Consider the following 17,906-nt stretch of genomic DNA (forward strand, 5'->3'; position numbering starts at 1 on the left):
GTCGATTTTTATTTAGAGCCTTTTGGTCCCTTCCCATACTTGTCCATTCCCGGGATATCGGTCTTCTCGGCCAGGATGTTGAGGTCTTCATAGGTAAAGCTGCCCAGCATAGAGAGCAAAGTGAAGGATTTGGAATCGCCGGAGACCATCGTGAGTTCTTTGATCAAGCCGCCCTCCTCGCGCACCATAAACTTCAGGCTGCTGCCCTTGTCTTGGACGTCCATCAGATCCTCGTATTTGTTTTTACTGAGCGTCGCCATCGCCTCCTTATATAGAGGTGTACCTTCGACTTCATCCGAAGACAGGATTCGGATTCCTTTGATTTTTCCGATCAGCGCTCCGAGTTCCTCAGCATCCGCATCGTCCCCGGCATTGCTTTTCAAGAAGCCGCCTGCCATCTGCATCATTTTCGGAGAAATGTAAACTCTCGAAAAACGATCGTCCTCCATGTATTTGGAGAAAAACTTCTGGATGGCATCGTCTTGAGCAAAAGACGTCCCGACATATCCTAAGAAAAGGGAGAGTATTAGTAAGATCTTTTTCATGGTTCAATAATTTGGTCTAGCTGGAAAAGCTTGTGAGTGGTGTTGAGGTACTTCAGGTCGCTGAGCGGGGTCATCTGCTGTTGCCCTTTGGAAAGATTCGATTGGATCATGGCCAAGGCCCCCATGACTTCTTTGTAGGCTTGCTGCTCGGCTTGCTTTTGCTGATAGGTCGACCATCCCCAATAGGTGCCAAGGAGCATTGCGATCGAGGCTGCCCAGCGAAGCCATTGCGGGCTAAAGCTGCGAGTCTGAGTTTTTGGGACGCTGAGCTGCTGAGGTTCCAGAGACCGGAATTGACCGAGTGCGGAGAAAAGAGCTTTTTCCTTTTCATAGCCTTCAGCGTTGAGGACGAGGTTCCGCAACTCTTTCTCTTCTGCCAGGGAGGTTTCCCCTTCCCAGTATTTGTCCAATAGCTCTTCTATTCTTGATTTCATCTGTTGATTCCTTGGTTGATTAGTCTTTCCCGTAGGGCCTTTCTCGCCCGATGGAGGTTTACTTTCACTTGATCGAGGCTGATTTCCATTTGGGTGGCTATCTCTTCGTAGCTCATTTCCTCAACTTCCCGGAGGTGGAAGATCTCCCGCTGTTTTTCCGGCAGGCCGTCGACCAGATCAAAGATCAGGCGATGCGACTCGGCGGCTTCAAGCGCATCTGGAGGCAAATGGGCTGGTTCTTTCAAAGCTTCCAGTCCTTCCAGGCGACTGTTCTTCCGATGGTGCATCAGTACTTCATTTTTTAGACTCGTGACCATCCAGCCCATCAGATTGGGATGTGCCTGGAGTTCCTTTTGACGCTCCACAGTTTTCTCGAATACATTCTGAAGCGCATCCTCTGCAAGAGCTTGGTCTTTGATCCAGAGGTAAACCAGTCGATAGAGCTTTCCCCGCATTGGCCAGATGTGCGTTTCGAAAAATGAATTCATTTAAGTAGATGATGCAGACAAACCTGAAATGTTACACGTAGGGATGAAAAATCGCCAAAATATTTTCAGAAGCCTAAAAACAGGTTAGAATGAGCGGATTAGCCAATCTAAGGGGCTGGTGAGAGCGTTGATATTTGCACTAGATTCAATCTAAATATGAATCAATAAATAGTGTGCATGCAGACTATTTTATATTTTGCATGAATGAAAAAGTCGCTTTTGGGCCAGCTGGATTTGAAAAAAAAGACAAAAAAAATCCCGATCCGTGGGGATCGGGAGGGTGGTGATAAGTGGACTCGAACCACCGACTCACGGATTTTCAGTCCGATGCTCTACCAACTGAGCTATATCACCGACTCGTAAAGTGATGCAAAGGTAGAAATTTGAGAATTTGATACAAGTCATTTTTATAAAAAATAAGGTCAATAAAACGAATAACAAGCTAATCTGATCACTATGAGCATTTTATATCAACTCATATTTATTCTGATTTTAGGTGTCGCAGGATATATATTGAGTAAAAGGATCAAATTTCTCCGAAGGAATATCCTCTTGGGAAAAGCCGAGGTTCGAAATGACCAACCGGCACTTCGCTGGAAAACGATGGGACTGGTTGCACTTGGCCAACAGAAAATGTTCAAACGCGTGGTCCCGGCCTTTCTTCACCTGTTGATCTACGTCGGTTTTCTGGTGATCAACCTGGAAGTGCTGGAGTTTGTCCTGGACGGAATCTTGGGGACGCATCGTCTCTTTGCTCCCTACCTGGGAGGGTTGTATTCCGCGGCGATGAATATGTTTGAATTTCTGGCGGTGGGAGTGTTGGTTTCCTGTTTTGCTTTTCTGATCCGAAGAAACGTGACGAAAGTCCCACGACTCAACAAACCGGAATTGAAAGGCTGGCCCGCGATGGACGCGAATGTGATCTTGGTGATCGAGATCGTGCTGATGTTCGCCATCTTGAAGATGAACGCCGCCGATCAGATCTTGGCTGAGCGTGGTGTTGGACACTATGTTTTGGTGGGACCGCTTTTCTTCAGCGGTTTGTTCCATCCGATTTTCGAAGGGTTCTCGGATACCTTTTTGATTTTCGTTGAGCGCGCGGCGTGGTGGTTTCACATCATCGGGATTTTGGCTTTTGCTATTTATGTGACTTATTCCAAGCATTTGCACATCTTTTTGGCCTTCCCTAATACCTGGTATTCGAATCTGAAGCCGAAAGGGGAAATGCAAAATATGCCCGAGGTGACGAACGAAGTGAATATGATGTTGGGGATTCCTGCGGAAAATGCTGCGGAGTCTCCTGCGGAAATTGGTCGCTTTGGTGCCAAAGATGTGAATGACCTGAGTTGGATCAACGTACTGAACGCCTATTCCTGCACCGAATGCGGCCGCTGCACAGCGGAATGCCCCGCGAATATCACCGGGAAGAAACTCTCCCCGCGAAAAATCATGATGGACGTGCGTGATCGGGCTGATGAAGTAGGCAAAAGTATCGATGCCGGTGGCCCGGGATTTGACGATGGCAAATCGCTTCTTGGCGACTACATCACGAAGGAAGAGCTAAATGCCTGCACCAGTTGTAATGCTTGTGTGGAGGCCTGTCCGGTGAATATCGATCCACTTTCGATCATATTACAGATGCGCCGCTATGTGGCGATGGAGGAATCCGGTACTCCTGCGCAATGGAACGCGATGTTCCAAAACATGGAAACGAGCTTTTCTCCCTGGAAATTCAGCCCCTCGGATCGCTTCAACTGGGCTGAAAACGTAAAGGATGAGGAAGTGAAGTAGGCAGTGGACACTCTCAGTGATCAGATAAGAGATAGCACGCGCCAATAGCAAAAAGTGTTTGAGATTTGAGGTCTGGAAACAACGTCAGTTTAGAGAAAGGCCTCGTAAATCGTAAATCAAAAAATCGTAAATCCAGAATATGTCAACCTATAAAGTACCCACCATGGCCGAGATGGCCGCAAACGGCCAAAGTCCCGAAGTCCTTTTTTGGGTGGGCTGCGCCGGTTCCTTTGACGAGCGGTATAAGGCCGTGACTCAGGCTTTCGTGAAAATTTTGAATAAAGTAGGAGTGAGCTTTGCGGTCCTCGGGCCAGAGGAAACCTGCACCGGAGACCCTGCCAGGAGAGCTGGCAATGAGTTTCTTTTCCAAATGCAGGCTGTCGCCAACATTCAGGTGATGAATGCTTACGCAGTGAAAAAGGTCGTGACCGCCTGTCCGCATTGCTTCAATACCATCAAAAATGAATATCCTGCTTTGGGTGGGGACTACGAGGTGATCCACCATTCACAATTTCTCCAGCAGCTGATAAACGAAGGAAAAGTGGCCTTGCAAGGCGGAGGCGAGTTCAAAGGAAAGAAAATCACCTTCCACGACTCTTGCTACCTCGGTCGGGCAAACAACGTCTATGAAGCACCGCGCGAAGTCATCAAAGCCCTCGATGTCGAACTGGTGGAGATGAAGCGCTGCAAAACCAAAGGTCTCTGCTGCGGAGCCGGAGGAGCGCAGATGTTCAAGGAACCTGAGCCGGGCAACAAAGACATCAACATCGAGCGAACCGAAGAGGCGCTGGCTACAGGTGCTCAGACGATTGCGGTCGGCTGTCCGTTTTGCCTGACCATGATGATGGATGGGGTCAAAAGCAAAAACAAGGAAACTGAAGTCAACGTCTACGATCTGGCTGAAATGGTCGCCAAAGAAATGGGGATTTAGTGCAAAGCATTGAATCAATTCCACCCTTTTTGCCGTTATGCTGAAAGAGTTTTTCTTTGTGTGACAAACTAGCTTATGTACCTCCCTTTCGAACAAATGCCTGAACAATCTCGCGTATGGGTCTATCAGGCAGATCAAAAATTCTCCGATTCCGACGAGCACCTGATTCGCGAGCGCTTGAGTCGCTTTTGCGAAGGATGGAATACCCACGGCAATCTGATGCCGACATCCTTTGAATTGATCGAAAACCAAATCCTGATCTTGGCGGTCGATGAAAGCAGCCTCGGAGCAAGTGGCTGCTCGATAGATAGTTCTGTCCGAACGTTGCGCGAGCTGGAAACTAGTCTGCAAACCAACTTGACAGACCAGGGGAAAATCAGCCTGAAGCAACCGAGCGGGGAATTGAAAGTGATCCCGGGATTGGGAGTGAAAGCCAGAGTGAGTTCGGGCGAGATAGCCCTCGACACCGCAGTGATCAACCCGGCTATTCGGGTCAAAGCCGATCTAAAAAACATGTGGCAGCCTGTCCGAAATAGTTGGCTAAACAGATATTTTCCAAATTAATTAGTAATATTCAGTATTGACCGACAATCGCCCATCAATGAAGCAGCGTTTTTTATGGATATCAGTATTGATTCTTTGGCTGGCTGGCTGCAAAAGCCTCCAAGAAAAAGGAAATGACCAATTCCTATCGGGACAATACCAATATGCTATCAGTACGTTTACTCAAATTCTGAAGCAGGACTCGACGAATTTGGAGGCCAATCGAATGGTCGGTGAAAGCTATCGGCTCTCCAACCGGATCGAAAAATCGGAACCCTACTACCGCCAATTGGTCGAAGAGGAGCCCTCATTCAACCACTATTTTTTCTTAGGGCAAAGTCTAAAAGCTCAGCAAAAATACGAGGAGGCTACTACCGCTTTTGAAAAAGCGAAAAGCTACACCTCTGATGAAGCGCTATTAGCAAGAAATCAGCGCGAGATCGAATCCATCAAACTAGCCGAAGGGATCGAAAACTACTGGCCAAAACATGAACTGGTCAACTTCAAGGAATTGAATACTGCCGGTGCGGACTATGCTCCTGTTTTGAGTGAGGATTTCCTGTACTTCACCTCGGGTAGACAGGCGTCGGGACTGTATGCCGCCACGGGTACTCCCTATACCAAGCTGTTTCGTGCAAGAGCGGAGGGGCTGAAGGTCGATGTGGGTGCGATTCAAGCACTGCCAGAGTTTAAAAATGAAGATGGCTTAAATCAGGCTGCGATCGCGATCAGCCCCGATGGCAATACCATCATCTATGCGAGAGGCAATTCAACTTCGCCAAAAGATCTCCCAGAGACGGCTCTCTTTGTGTCCTATTTCCGAGGCTCGGGTTTTACTCAGCCGATCTGGATGCCTGTAAACGAGGACGAAACTTGGTGGAACTCTACTCCGGCGTTTAGTCCGGATGGCGCAGAATTGTATTTTGCATCGAACAGACCCGGAGGTTTTGGGGGGATAGATCTTTACAAAGCAACGCGCTTGGCGAATAGCGATTTTGGCAATGCGGTGAATCTTGGCCCCACTATCAATACACCAGGAAATGAAATGTTTCCACGTTTGACGTCTGACGGGAAATTTTATTTTGCCTCTGACGGACATCCCGGCTATGGCAAGTTGGATTTGTTTGTGGCGGAAAAAGACGACGCGGGCAAACAAGTGATCAAAAATCTAGGCGCAAACATCAACAGTCAGGATGATGATTTTGGGATTTTCTTTACCGAATATCCCAAAGCAGGTTTCCTGGCTTCAAATCGCGCGGACGGAGTGGGAGACGATGACATCTACTTCTTTGAGGACAAAACGCCGAAGCCGAAAATCATCAACATCCTCCTGAACGTCTATACCAAAGAAGCCAAAGTTGACGGATCAGAAGCCGCTTTGCCTCAGGCTCGTGTGGTGCTTTACGGTTCGGACAACAAGCAGCAGGGCGGAGACTTTTCCAATACCAACGGAAGGGTGAGATTCACCATGAATGCCGATTCCGACTACACGATCATAGCATCCAAAAGTGGCTATTTCTCCAAGTCAATCCCATATTCGACCAAGGGTAAAACCCCGGATCCGGCTACCCTAATCCAGGAAGTGACCAATATTACCTTGGACACAACCTTGATCTTAGATCAGTTGGTCTTGGACAAATCCATCGTGTTGGATAATATCTACTACGATCTGGACAAAGCTGAAATCCGTCCGGATGCGGCAGTTGAGCTGGATAAGCTGGTGAAAATCTTGCTGGACAATCCGGCGATTCGCATTGAACTGAGCTCGCATACGGATACCCGTTCCAGCGATGAGTATAACTTGGATCTTTCACAGCGAAGAGCGCAGTCTGCCGTTAACTATATCGTCTCTAAAGGTGTGTCCGCCGATAGACTGGTAGCCAAAGGCTATGGCGAATCCCAGTTGATCATCAAGGACGCTCAGACAGAAGAAGAGCATCAGACGAACCGCCGCACCGAGTTTAAGGTGATTGAGATCAGGGAGTAGTATCAAGACGCTAGAAGTAAGAATCAAGAGACTAGAATCAAGACGCCATGACAATGGCTGAATAAAGTTGTGACATTTTGATTGTGTTCACAAACCCAATCAAGATGAAAAAGACATAGGAATTAAAGCAGCCGCGAGTATTCAGTGAAGAGTTGCGCAAGCGGATTGCAGGACAGATAGAGCCGGGCGATCTGACGGCTAGCCAAGCCTAGCGTGAGTACAGTATCGGGGGCATCCAAACGCTTTACACTTGGCTTTACCGTTATTCCCGTACCTTGAAGAAAGGAATACGATTGGCTATGGAAAAAGACAGTCAGGAAAAGGCCGTTCGGTATTGAATTCCGAACGGCCTTTTTTTTCTGCAAGTGGCAATATTGGAATTTCTCCAGCCTCTTCGCATTTCCTGACTTTGAAATAATTTGGGCTGGATGTATGAGGCGAAAAGGATGGATTTTTGCCTAAAATCAGCAATCCCACTTATGTTTTCTCGTTCAAATAAGTCGAAACTTGCCTGTCAAAAGGAATCGTCATCGATCATGAGAATTCTCGACTGGGTGAAATCTTTACCAACTGGATTTTCGAAGGCAAGCGATTATTTCACCATCGCCTCGTAAACAATATCATGAATTTTAGTGCGAGTTCCTTCGGATAGGAGTTTGTTATTCTCTGCTGCCGGATAGACCCGATTGGACAGGAACACATAGACCAACTGATTTTCCGGATCTGCCCAAACACAAGTCCCGGTAAATCCGGTATGTCCAAAGGTGCTTTTTGGAGCGAATTCGCTGGCTGATCCGCCTTTGCCATGCTCAGGTTCCGGCTTATCCCAACCCCAACCTCGCCGACTTAAGTTTGACTGGCGCTTGGTGAAGGCATCTACAGTCTCGGGTTTTATCAGCATCACATCGCCATAGCTTCCCTTGTTCAGCATGAGCTGCATCATTACGGCCAAATCATTGGTCGTTCCAAATAGCCCGGCGTGGCCGGCGACACCCCCATACATCGCAGCGCCAGGATCATGGACATAACCCTGAACTTGCCTCTTTCTGAATGCGACGTCATTTTCCGTGGGTGCGATGTTTTCAATTGGAATTTTCCGAAGTGGGTTAAAAGTCAGGGTGTTCAATCCCAACGGAGCATAGAAGTTTTGGTCCAAAAATTCATCCAAGGGTTGATTGACAATTCGCTCAATGACGGCTTGCATAAAATACATGGTCAAATCAGAATAGACGTATTTGTTGGGCTTTCGCAGCAATTCAGATTTCACAGTCCAGTTCCAGATGCTGTCGCGGAGCCCGTCCTGGCCATACATATCATTAGACACGGGGCGCGAAAAGCCGGGCTGAGCGCTTGGCTTATAATAGTCGCCTCTCCATTGCCCGGACTGTACGGTGTGGACATAGTGTGGGATGAAAGCCTTCAATCCAGCTTCATGAGTGAGCACGTCTTTGAGTATCAGGTTGGCTTTGTTGGTGCCGCGTAGTTCTGGGAGGTAGAAACCAAGCGTTTTGTTTAAATCCAGTTCGCCCCGGCTTTGTAGAAACATCGCCGCTTGGGTTGTTGCGAGTACCTTGGTGATGGAAGCCAGATCGTAGACAGTCTGGGATGTCACGGGCTTGGTTTTTTTGTAATCGAGGTAGCCGTAGGATTTCTCGAACACTACCTTGCCTTCTTTCATGACCAACACATTTGCCCCGGGTGCAGCTTGGATGTTGATCATCCGCTCCGCAACCGCGTCGATTTTAGATAGAGTTTTGCTGTCCAGACCGACACTTTCGGGTACGCCGTAGGAGATTCGGTGCGATGAAGGAAGGTAACCTCCCACACCGTGAGAGTATTGCCCGCTGACTGTCACCGGTAATATGCCCATTCCAGGTCGCCCGCCAAAAAGTATTTGCGGGGCTAATTTTTGAGTCTGGTCAGAGTTTTCATAAGCCAGCACCACATTCCCAAATCCTTCCAGTGCTTTGGCACCATAGGCGTTGCCAAAAAGGACGGTGACAACCTTCTGTCTTTTTTCCAGTTCTCGGAGCAGCTTGATGTCACCGGGAGCAATTCCAAACGCGCGTTGAGGGCTGTTGGTCACGCCCATCAGCCCGACGACCACGACGTCGTAGTCTTCCAGCTGTTTCATCAGGTTGTAGTGAGCGGATTCGCCGCTGGCTTTTTGGATGGAAAAGTGATCCACCTGAGTGTAGTTTTTCAGATACCGGCTGAAAACTTTTCCCTCGTCACCTATGCTCAGACTGGCAAATTTGGTGAGATCCAGATTTTTGAAAGGCAGCAGTTCGCCTTTATTGGCAGCGACGGTGATAGCTTCTGCATAGAGTTTTTCGATCACCGCCTCGGTCTTAGGCCTATTGAGTCGCTCGGCAATCTGGTAGGTGTCGATAGGTCGATAGCGATTCAGCCCAGCCCAGTATTTTGCCTTTAGGATTTTTTTGACCCGTCTGTTGATCTCAGACTCGGCGATGAGTCCCTTTGTGACGGCTTCTTTGATCAGAACCTTTGCTTTTGGCACGTCCTGAGAATATAACAGCACATCGTTTCCCGCCAAAAGTGCCTTCAGGTCAACTTCTCCCGGTTTGTTGAAGTTTGCGACGCCTTTCATGTTCAAGGCATCGGTGAATATCAGCCCCTGAAAGTTCATGCGTTTTTGCAGCAGATCAGTCACGACAGGTTTGGAGAGGCTGGTGGGAATATTCGAGCCGTGATCCAGACTAGGGACGTTGAGGTGAGCAACCATCACCGACATGAGATCTTCTCTGAAGAGCTCTTGGTAGGGGTAGAGATCGACATCCCAGATTCTTTTTTCGGGATGGTTGATGACCGGGAGGGCGTAATGACTGTCCGTTTCAGTATCTCCGTGTCCGGGAAAATGCTTTGCGTTGGCTATGACTCCGTGGTCTTGAAGGCCTTTCATATACGCGACTGCACGACGGGTGACAATTTCTTTGTCCTCTCCAAATGCCCGGTAACCGATCACCGGATTATTCGGGTTTGAATTGACATCCACGACCGGCGCAAAGTTGATATGCATCCCCAGTTCCTTGAATTGACGTGCGATCTCTGTGCCCATGTCATAGATCAAGTCCGGGTTTTGGATTGCCCCCAGCGTCATTGCTTTGGGGAAGTTTGCGACTGAATCCAAACGCATCCCAATGCCCCATTCCGCATCCATGGCGATGAACATGGGCGTTTTTGCCTGCGCCTGATAGTAATTGGTAAGTCGTGCTTGTCTGTTTGGACCACCCTGAAAAAAAATCAGCCCGCCCAGGTTTTCAGTTTTGACCAGATTGCTGATTTCCTCGACGTGCCGCTGGTCTTTATTCGAGTAGGCGGCAACCATAAAAAGCTGCCCCAAGCGGTCTTCGAAACTGAGCGCATTGAAGACGCTGTCAACCCAGTTTTGCTGGTTCAATTTGTCCTTGGAGATCAGCGGGTCTTCGTTGGCGACAAAGTGATCCGCCTTGCCAGAAGTAAATAACCCCAACAAGATCACAAGGGAAATCAAGCTCCAATGCTTCCTATTCATTACTGAGTTCAATTTTTAATCCTTAACTTTCAAAATATATTTGTGATTGCGACAGAAGTACGCACTTCCAGATGTCCCTGGCCGCTTCAGTGCATTGGAAAAAGGGACGAATAATTGAAGATAGTAAAGATTGGATAACATTGAACCCGCTTTGAGGTTATTTAAACGGAGAAAAGTGATCTACGGTATTTCTCTTTTCTTTTATTAGCTCCCGTTAATTTCCCGACAGTTCCTGTTCTCAGCCATTCGCAAAATTAAAACGCATGAAATTCCCCTCGCTCTTTCGCACCACTGCACCCCTGCGATACGATGTCAAGCCCAGATACTACGATCCTATCAAGGAGGAAATTGAACAGCGCACTTCCCGAATCAAAAGGGAACTGACGGAGGAGGGTTTGCTGGATGAAGAGGAAGTAGAAATCCGCTCCAAATCTATGGGCGAAAATCTTCGCGGATCTTTCGCTCAACATCGGGGGATTAAAACCAAGAGTTCGAGCCTGTTTAACTCCACGGCAATGATCAGAACCCTGTTGTTTTTTGCCATGATCATCGGAGCCTTTGGGTACATTTATCTCGGTCCGGTTATTTTTGAATACATGCTCTACATCGCAGTCGCTATAGGCGGTCTTTATTATGCGTCGAGATTTTTAAAGCGGAGGAGGAACGATGACTGACATCATCCAGCTCCTGCCGGATGCGATTGCAAATCAGATTGCCGCAGGTGAGGTCGTGCAGCGTCCTGCCTCTGCGCTCAAGGAACTCTTGGAAAATGCCGTAGATGCGGGAGCTACTCAAGTGCAGGTTGTGGTAAGGGATGCCGGAAAACAGCTGATCCAGGTCATCGACAACGGCAAAGGAATGTCCGCAACTGATGCCCGCATGAGTTTTGAGCGGCATGCGACCTCCAAGATTCGCAACTCTCAGGATCTTTTTGCCATCCGTACTTTTGGGTTTAGGGGCGAGGCTTTGGCATCAATCGCGGCAGTAGCCCAAGTCGAGCTCAAAAGCCGCCAGTCGGATTCTGAGCTCGGGACATTGATTCAGATCGAGGGGTCTGAGGTGAAAAAGCAGGAGCCGGCGGCACTACCCATCGGCACCTCAGTGGCGATGAAAAACCTCTTCTACAACGTGCCGGCCAGACGCAATTTTCTCAAGTCCAACCCGGTAGAGATGCGCCATATCGTGGAGGAGTTTCAGCGGGTGGTACTGTCCTATCCAGAGATAGCATTTTCGCTTTTCCAGCAGGATTTGGAAATCTATAATCTCCCTGCGGGAAAGCTGAGCCAGCGAATTGTTAGCCTTTTTGGTAAAAGTTACCAAGGTCTGCTGATTCCATGCGACGAGCAGACTCCGCATGTCAATGTCAAAGGCTACGTCGGGAAGCCTGAGGGTGCCAAAAAAAGCCGAGGCGAGCAATTCTTCTTTGTCAACAACCGCTTTATTAAAAGCTCCTACCTCCATCATGCGGTCAACTTGGCCTTTGAGGGGTTGATAGCCAATGACCAGCATCCGTTTTATGTGCTTTTTCTGGAAATCGACCCAGCGCATATCGATATCAACGTACACCCAACCAAGACCGAAATTAAGTTCGAGGACGAGCGGACGGTGTATGGCGTGATTCGTTCTGCAGTGAAGCAAGCGCTTGGCGCACATCATGTGATGCCTACCTTGGATTTTTCTCTGGACGTTAATTATCAGGAAAATTGGACGAATAATCCGGAAACCAAAGGTCAGGTCGATCGGGAATACAGCTATAAGACCTTCAATACCCCGGAGTTCAAAAAGTCCTCCACGTCCGGTTGGGAGCGACTTTTCGAAGGCGACTCCAATGCCGTCCCGTCGACTTTGCCGGCGCCGGAAGAAGATCAGGAAATCCTGACTTTTCCCAGCAAAGTCTCGACGGACGAAGCCCGGTATTCGATACCGCGTCGGGACGATGATTCGACAGGATCGACCTTTCAGGTAGAGTTGAGCTATATTGTGGCGCAGATGTCCACGGGATTGTTGATCATCGATCAGCAAGCTGCGCATGAACGCATCCTCTATGAGCGCTACACGCGGCAGATTCAATCCGCAAAGGGTGCGTCTCAGCAATGTCTTTTTCCTCCGACGGTGCAGTTGAACGCGGCGGATTTTGCCTTGGTGATGGACATGCTGCCTGAGCTGCAAAGTCTCGGATTTGTCGTGGAAGAGTTTGGCAAGGACACCGTTTTGGTCCAGGGCGTACCTGCAGATGTGCCGGTCAAAAATGAGAAGGAACTCTTCGAGGGACTGATCGAGCAGTTTAAAAATTTCAAGAATCAGCTTTCTTTGGACAAAAGAGAAAATCTGGCAAGGTCGCTTTCCCGTCGATCTTCTATCAAAAAAGGGCAAAAGCTCAATCCGCAGGAAATGGAAACCCTCGTGGGGCAACTTTTTACCTGTCAGCAACCAAACTATTCCCCCACCGGGAACAAAACTTTTGTGAAATTGGATTTAAGTAGCATTCACTCCTTCTTCGGTAAATAATATGTTTAGAAATATTACCCCAGTCGTTCAAAATCTCCTCCTGATCAACATTCTTGTGTTTGTGGTAGCGAATTTTGTTTTTCCAGTGCTCAACGAATGGTTTGCGCTTTACAACATACAAAGTAATTACTTCAAGCCTTTTCAGTTTTTGACCTACATGTTTATGCATGCGGATTTTTGGCACCTGTTCAGCAACATGTTCGGCCTTCTGATCTTTGGTCCGCTGCTGGAGCAGTTTTTGGGACCAAAGAAATTGCTGATTCTCTGGATGGTTTGCGGAGTCGGTGCGGGTGTCCTGTATTCAGGATTTTCTTTATACGAGTACAAAAATCTGGAAGAAAGAGTTTTGACGTTCGAAGGGAATCCGGATCCGGAATATTTCAATAAAGTTGTTTTGGAAAATCGGGGTTACTTCTCGCCTGAAGTGTTTGATTTTGTCGATCAGTACAGCCGCAATCCTCAAGATCCAGTCTACATAGATCGTGCTGCGAAGACCTTGGATGCGATCTTGAGACTTCATGCCAATCAGCCGATGGTTGGCGCATCTGGTGCGCTATTCGGTATCTTGGTGGCGTTCGCGATGCTTTTCCCCAACACCCAGCTATTTTTGCTTTTTCCGCCCATGCCGGTCAAAGCGAAATATTTGGTAGGTGCCTATGCACTTTATACGATTTACAACGTATTGCTGAATAGCTCGACGGACAACGTGGCCCATTTTGCCCACCTGAGTGGATTGGTCATCGGTGCTATCTTGGTTTATAATTGGAAAAAGAACAGAAATTCATTCTATTGATATGTACGGTAGCTTTTGGGAAAACCTGAGAAATGCCTTCCGGCACAGCGACAACAGCCTTTACAAGCTGATTGCGATCAACATCCTGGTGTTTTTTGTCCTGCTGATCGTGCGCGTAATTCTGACGATCGGCGGACTGGAAGGCGCCTACAAGACCGGGCTGAGCTACCTGATGATGCCAGCTGCCCTGCCTAAGTTAGTCACGCAGCCTTGGTCGATTTTCAGCTACATGTTCTTGCACGAAGGGGTGTTTCATGTCTTGTTCAACATGCTGTTTCTGTATTGGTTTGGGATGTTGGTGCACCAATACCTTGGCAGTAGGAAGCTGGTGAATCTCTATATTCTTGGGGGCCTATTCGGGGCGCTTTTCTACGTGCTGATCTACAATCTGGCTCCTTATTTTAGCGATTCTGTGGGAAGCTCGATGATGCTTGGAGCAAGTGCGGGAGTGTTTGCAGTGGTGGTCGGGGCGGCAACTTTGGCACCGAATACCACCTTCTTTTTGATCCTCATCGGCCCGGTCAAGATCGTGTATATTGCTGCATTTTACGTCATTTTGTCCTTTGCCAATTCGGTAGGCACCAATGCGGGAGGTGAGATCGCGCACTTGGGCGGGGCATTGCTCGGTTACCTCTATGTAGTTCAGCTGCGTAAAGGAATCGACTGGGGAGTCCCTGTTCAGAAAGTGGGGATCTTCTTTGAAAACCTCTTCAGCGGAAACCGCAGCAATGTGAAAGTCAGCTATCGCAAAGCCAAAACAACCACCAGTTCCGGCGGTTTTGGGAGCTTCGCGTCCAAAGCCAAAACGAGTACGCCTATCAAAAATCAAGAAACATCTCAGGAAGAAATCGACCAGATCTTGGACAAGATCGCCGCAAAAGGCTACGATGCGCTGAGCAAAGAAGAGAAGCGCAAACTATTTGAATTCAGCAAAAAATAAATCAGTTGTCGGATGTCCGATGTCGAGTCTTGTGTCAACTTGATCGCGACGGTTTTTACAGGGGCAGTGAAGCAATTTTTTTGGAATACGACATAAAGAAGTGTCGACAAAATCCAACAGGGGAGATAAAGGGTTCGTCGGTTTATGATGGTTTGTTCTCTGCAAAAGGAAGTTTCAGAGCGGAAAAGCGAATCCGATATGGAGGCTTGGTTCCATCTGTCAGACCGATATAGGCCCCGACGCCGACGTTGGCCTCGACGTAATTTTCTTTAGTTCCAGGTTGTCCGGGGTCACATGGATTCTTGCGTCTCCCTTATCTTGGGCCATTGCAAAAGAAGAACAGACTCCGGTCAATAGAAAAATCAGTAACTGCTTCCCCGTCGATTTCTTTTAAAAAGTAATAGGCGTTGTTCAAGATTGCGAAATACTTGGGGTCTGAGATCAATTCAGGACCTGCGTAGATGGAGCAAATTTGCGTGTAGAAGGGATTTGTCGTCGACAGACTTGTCGACCGATGGGTTCTAGAGAATATGCATACGCCGGACTCTCTGAAAATGGGCATTGAAACCATTGGCTAAGGGTCTGCATGATAGCTTCAGGCACCTCTGTGACCATATAGACACAAAAAAAGACTGGTTAAAAACCAGCCTCTTTACCTATTCCAACACCCGTATTAATTTTCTTTATCCAACGTATCAATTGTCTTTATCGAACGTATCCTTCACATCGGATTTGAAGTTTTTCCAACCCTCCTCGATATCACGAGTGGTATTGTTGACGGAAGTTTTCACATCTTCCCAAGTATTTTCAGTGGCCTGTTCCAAATTATCGATAGCTCGACCAACCTCTGTTTTTTCTCGATTTAACTCCGCTTCCATCTTTTCGATTTCTGCCTTGGCTTCAGCATCAGCTTTTTCTTTTTTTGCTTCCAGTTCGGCCATTTTTCGGTCGATTTCTGCGTTCATTTCTCTCAATTCTTCCCGCATTTCAGCGCGTTCCTTTTCGAAATTGCTGTTCGTTTCTACGATTTCTATTTCGTTTTTCTCTGCGCGGTTTTCCCCGCACGACATTGCCGTGAATCCTAGGGCTACTAAACCCAGAAATGCAATTGCTTTCGTGTTCTTCATGATTTCTAATAGTTGGTTTTGGTTATTCTAAGAGTGCTTATGCTTTTACTTACAGAGAGTTAATCTCTTCTTTGACCTCATCCATAGACTTGCCCAGCTTTCGCTGCAATCGTCCGAGAAGCTCTTCATCCTTTCCTTCCTCATACAGGAGATCATCATCCGTCAAATCCGCATATTTTTGCTTGAGCTTTCCTTTGATTTCATTCCAAGATCCTTTGATCCTCAATTTTGTGTCAGTTTTCATCGTGTAGTTGGTTTAGTGAAATTTTTGATTGCTAATGGTTCTTTTCAATCGCAATGCCAGGCGCCAAATAGCCCTAAAACACTCAGAAAACAGGTTTTTAAGAGACGAAGTTGGGGAAATTGTTAAACGGTTGGGGAAGCGGTTCCACACAGATACGGGAGTAACACCAGAAAATCAGCCATTGGAGCCTGAATTCAGACTTGGCATTCTATTTTCAATAAGTGTGAAAAAATTATTCACTAAAAATCAAAACATTATGTTACGTTGGGCCATAGGTTTCTTCATTATTGCGATCATTGCTGCAATATTCGGATTTGGTGGAATTGCTGCAGGAGCAGCTTCCATTGCAAAAGTATTGTTTATTATTTTCATCATATTATTTCTCCTCACCTTGATTTTCGGAGCAAGAGTATTTGGGAAATAGCTATGTTAGGTATAAAAAAAGGCTGTCACAACATCGTCGTGACAGCCTTTTTTTATGAATTTTTTCTCCTCGGAGAGTAGCTATCCCATATTGAGAGCGTTTTTCCGTCATGGGTTGTCATGCCCCAACTTCACTGAGATGCTTCAACTGGCATCTTTTGAGTTTTAATACTCGGGAAGTGGGAATTCCACTTCGAACACAGTGCCGATACCCACTTTGCTGTTGACCTGCATGCTCGCGTTGTGACTGGACAGGATATTCAGTGTGGAGGTCAGCCCAAGTCCCGTGCCCTCTGATTTGCTGGTGTAGAAAGGATCAAAGATCTTCTTGAGGTCTTCTTTTTCAATCCCCTGCCCATTGTCTCCGATGGATAGAAATATAGATCCTCCTTTGATCTCGGTTTTCACCGTGAGCAGTCCTTGTTCGTGTTCGATCGCCTCGACTCCATTGAGTAGAATATTGACCAAGGCAATAGAGAGTTTCTCCCTGTCTACGAAAATTCTCGGTAATTCTTCTTCCAACTCTTCCTTGATACGAATTCCCTTCAGTTTGGCTCGATCTCTCACCAATTCCAATATATCATCCAGAATTTCGTGAAGTGAACTGAGCTCCAACTTGAGCTCCTTGGGTTTGGAAGAATTCAGCAAGTCTCCGATCAAAGTTTCGATTCTATTGGAGCTCCGCTGGATGATGTCTGTGTACAGAATGAACTGCTCCTCCTGCTGAGGAATTTCCTCTTTGAGATTGTCCAGAGCAAGGTTGAGATTAGTAAGCGGATTGCGAATCTCATGGGCAATCGTTCTGGCGAGTTTCCCGGTCATGGAGAGTTTTTCGGCCACCATCATGTCGAGTTCGGCTTTTTTCCATAGGGTCAAATCGCGGATAATCCCCTGGTAGCAGCAGAAATCATCGGCCTGGTCGGGGATAAAGACACAGTTGAAGATGCAGGTCTTCGGCAGCCCATCTTTTGTCACAAGGATAACCTCGAAGTCCTTGACCAACTCCGTGGTGTGGAGTAGTTCCACGCATCGCTCGAAATCCTCATCACTTAAAAAAAGATCTCGGAGATGTAGCTTGTTTAAATCACTGGATTTGTAGCCAAAAAAATCCAAAAAGGAATCGTTTAGCTCCAGCATTTCTAGTTTGCTGTTTGCCAGGAAGATACTATCCAGGGAACGCTCAAAAAGAGATCGGTATTTTTTTTCCTTTTCGTCAAGCTCACGAATCACGCGAGCTTGCTTGATTGAGTACCGAATCGAACGCTCAAGAATGTCTGCTCTCAGATCACCCTTGACGAGGTAATCGAATGCTCCAGCCATGCTTGCATCCACGTCCAATTGGGCATCGTTTCGTCCGGTCAGGAGGATTGCAGGAGTGAGGATTTGATTTTCGGTGATAAAGTCGATAATGGAGAGCCCAGTGGACTTTCCCAGATAAAAGTCAATCAAGAAAAGATCATATTGTCTAGTCAGGATTTTCGCTTTGCCCTGCTCTGGATTGGGCTCCCAATCCAGCTTGCAGGCAAAGTTTTTGACCTCGGACAAGTACTCCTTTACTAAGAAAGCATCGTCCTCATCATCTTCGATGAGTAGGATTTTGATGTCCTCTTTTACCAT

16 protein-coding genes and 1 tRNA gene are annotated in these 17,906 nt (G+C 47.4%); 9 read left to right on the forward strand and 8 right to left on the reverse strand.

Going from position 1 to position 17,906, the window contains the following annotated elements:
* Window positions 1–8: 8 nt before the first annotated feature.
* From ABD031_RS11560 to ABD031_RS11575, 4 genes are all read right to left on the reverse strand, one after another.
* Window positions 9–545, reverse strand: coding sequence for a DUF4252 domain-containing protein (locus tag ABD031_RS11560; protein WP_343851561.1), 537 nt, complete (start codon window positions 543–545; stop codon window positions 9–11).
* The gene (locus ABD031_RS11565) at window positions 542–979 is read right to left on the reverse strand and encodes a hypothetical protein (protein WP_343851563.1); all 438 of its coding nucleotides are present in this window, start codon (window positions 977–979) and stop codon (window positions 542–544) included. Before ABD031_RS11565 ends, ABD031_RS11560 begins: the two co-directional genes overlap by 4 nt.
* Window positions 976–1,467: an RNA polymerase sigma factor gene (locus tag ABD031_RS11570; RefSeq protein WP_343851565.1), complete on the reverse strand. Its 492-nt coding sequence runs from the start codon at window positions 1,465–1,467 to the stop codon at window positions 976–978. The genes ABD031_RS11565 and ABD031_RS11570 overlap by 4 nt, the downstream gene beginning before the upstream one ends.
* Window positions 1,468–1,748: 281 nt before the next feature.
* Window positions 1,749–1,821, reverse strand: a tRNA-Phe gene (locus tag ABD031_RS11575).
* A 102-nt stretch (window positions 1,822–1,923) separates the two neighbouring features.
* Here ABD031_RS11575 and ABD031_RS11580 point away from each other — a divergent pair.
* The 4 genes from ABD031_RS11580 to ABD031_RS11595 all read left to right on the forward strand — a co-directional run bounded on the left by ABD031_RS11580 (window position 1,924) and on the right by ABD031_RS11595 (window position 6,719).
* Complete coding sequence (locus tag ABD031_RS11580; RefSeq protein WP_343851567.1) at window positions 1,924–3,258, forward strand: 4Fe-4S dicluster domain-containing protein; 1,335 nt, start codon at window positions 1,924–1,926, stop codon at window positions 3,256–3,258.
* A 139-nt stretch (window positions 3,259–3,397) separates the two neighbouring features.
* Window positions 3,398–4,189, forward strand: a complete 792-nt coding sequence (locus ABD031_RS11585; protein WP_343851569.1) for a (Fe-S)-binding protein — start codon at window positions 3,398–3,400, stop codon at window positions 4,187–4,189.
* Window positions 4,190–4,264: 75 nt separating this feature from the next.
* The gene (locus ABD031_RS11590) at window positions 4,265–4,753 is read left to right on the forward strand and encodes a hypothetical protein (protein ID WP_343851571.1); all 489 of its coding nucleotides are present in this window, start codon (window positions 4,265–4,267) and stop codon (window positions 4,751–4,753) included.
* 37 nt (window positions 4,754–4,790) lie between these two features.
* Window positions 4,791–6,719, forward strand: coding sequence for a CHU_0125 family OmpA-like outer membrane integrity protein (locus tag ABD031_RS11595; RefSeq protein WP_343851573.1), 1,929 nt, complete (start codon window positions 4,791–4,793; stop codon window positions 6,717–6,719).
* A gap of 592 nt (window positions 6,720–7,311) precedes the next feature.
* Here the strand turns inward: ABD031_RS11595 and ABD031_RS11600 are convergent.
* Entirely contained in the window at window positions 7,312–10,254 is a 2,943-nt protein-coding gene (locus ABD031_RS11600; protein ID WP_343851575.1) for a serine hydrolase domain-containing protein, read from the reverse strand.
* A gap of 263 nt (window positions 10,255–10,517) precedes the next feature.
* Between ABD031_RS11600 and ABD031_RS11605 the strand changes: the two genes are divergently transcribed.
* From ABD031_RS11605 to ABD031_RS11620, 4 genes are read left to right on the forward strand one after another with little or no spacing between them, the layout of a single operon-like run.
* A complete protein-coding gene (locus ABD031_RS11605) occupies window positions 10,518–10,928 on the forward strand; it encodes a hypothetical protein (RefSeq protein WP_343851577.1) in 411 nt (136 codons plus the stop codon).
* Window positions 10,921–12,762: a DNA mismatch repair endonuclease MutL gene (gene mutL / locus ABD031_RS11610; RefSeq protein WP_343851579.1), complete on the forward strand. Its 1,842-nt coding sequence runs from the start codon at window positions 10,921–10,923 to the stop codon at window positions 12,760–12,762. Before ABD031_RS11605 ends, mutL begins: the two co-directional genes overlap by 8 nt.
* A gap of 1 nt (window position 12,763) precedes the next feature.
* Window positions 12,764–13,555 (forward strand): rhomboid family intramembrane serine protease, encoded by a 792-nt coding sequence (locus tag ABD031_RS11615; protein WP_343851581.1) that lies wholly within the window; start codon window positions 12,764–12,766, stop codon window positions 13,553–13,555.
* A gap of 1 nt (window position 13,556) precedes the next feature.
* Window positions 13,557–14,495 carry a rhomboid family intramembrane serine protease gene (locus tag ABD031_RS11620; RefSeq protein WP_343851583.1) on the forward strand — a complete coding sequence of 313 codons (939 nt, stop codon included), beginning with the start codon at window positions 13,557–13,559 and terminating at the stop codon, window positions 14,493–14,495.
* Between the two features lie 695 nt (window positions 14,496–15,190).
* Here the strand turns inward: ABD031_RS11620 and ABD031_RS11625 are convergent.
* Entirely contained in the window at window positions 15,191–15,622 is a 432-nt protein-coding gene (locus ABD031_RS11625; protein WP_343851585.1) for a sll1863 family stress response protein, read from the reverse strand.
* Between the two features lie 49 nt (window positions 15,623–15,671).
* Window positions 15,672–15,866: a CsbD family protein gene (locus ABD031_RS11630; protein ID WP_343851587.1), complete on the reverse strand. Its 195-nt coding sequence runs from the start codon at window positions 15,864–15,866 to the stop codon at window positions 15,672–15,674.
* A 34-nt stretch (window positions 15,867–15,900) separates the two neighbouring features.
* On the opposite strand from ABD031_RS11630, the gene ABD031_RS22385 reads away from it, so the two are divergent.
* Entirely contained in the window at window positions 15,901–16,290 is a 390-nt protein-coding gene (locus tag ABD031_RS22385; RefSeq protein WP_425542743.1) for a DUF1328 family protein, read from the forward strand.
* 164 nt (window positions 16,291–16,454) lie between these two features.
* Here the strand turns inward: ABD031_RS22385 and ABD031_RS11640 are convergent, their stop codons facing one another.
* Window positions 16,455–17,906 carry an ATP-binding response regulator gene (locus ABD031_RS11640; protein WP_343851589.1) on the reverse strand — a complete coding sequence of 484 codons (1,452 nt, stop codon included), beginning with the start codon at window positions 17,904–17,906 and terminating at the stop codon, window positions 16,455–16,457.

This window comes from Algoriphagus jejuensis (assembly GCF_039523455.1).
Taxonomy (GTDB): domain Bacteria; phylum Bacteroidota; class Bacteroidia; order Cytophagales; family Cyclobacteriaceae; genus Algoriphagus; species Algoriphagus jejuensis.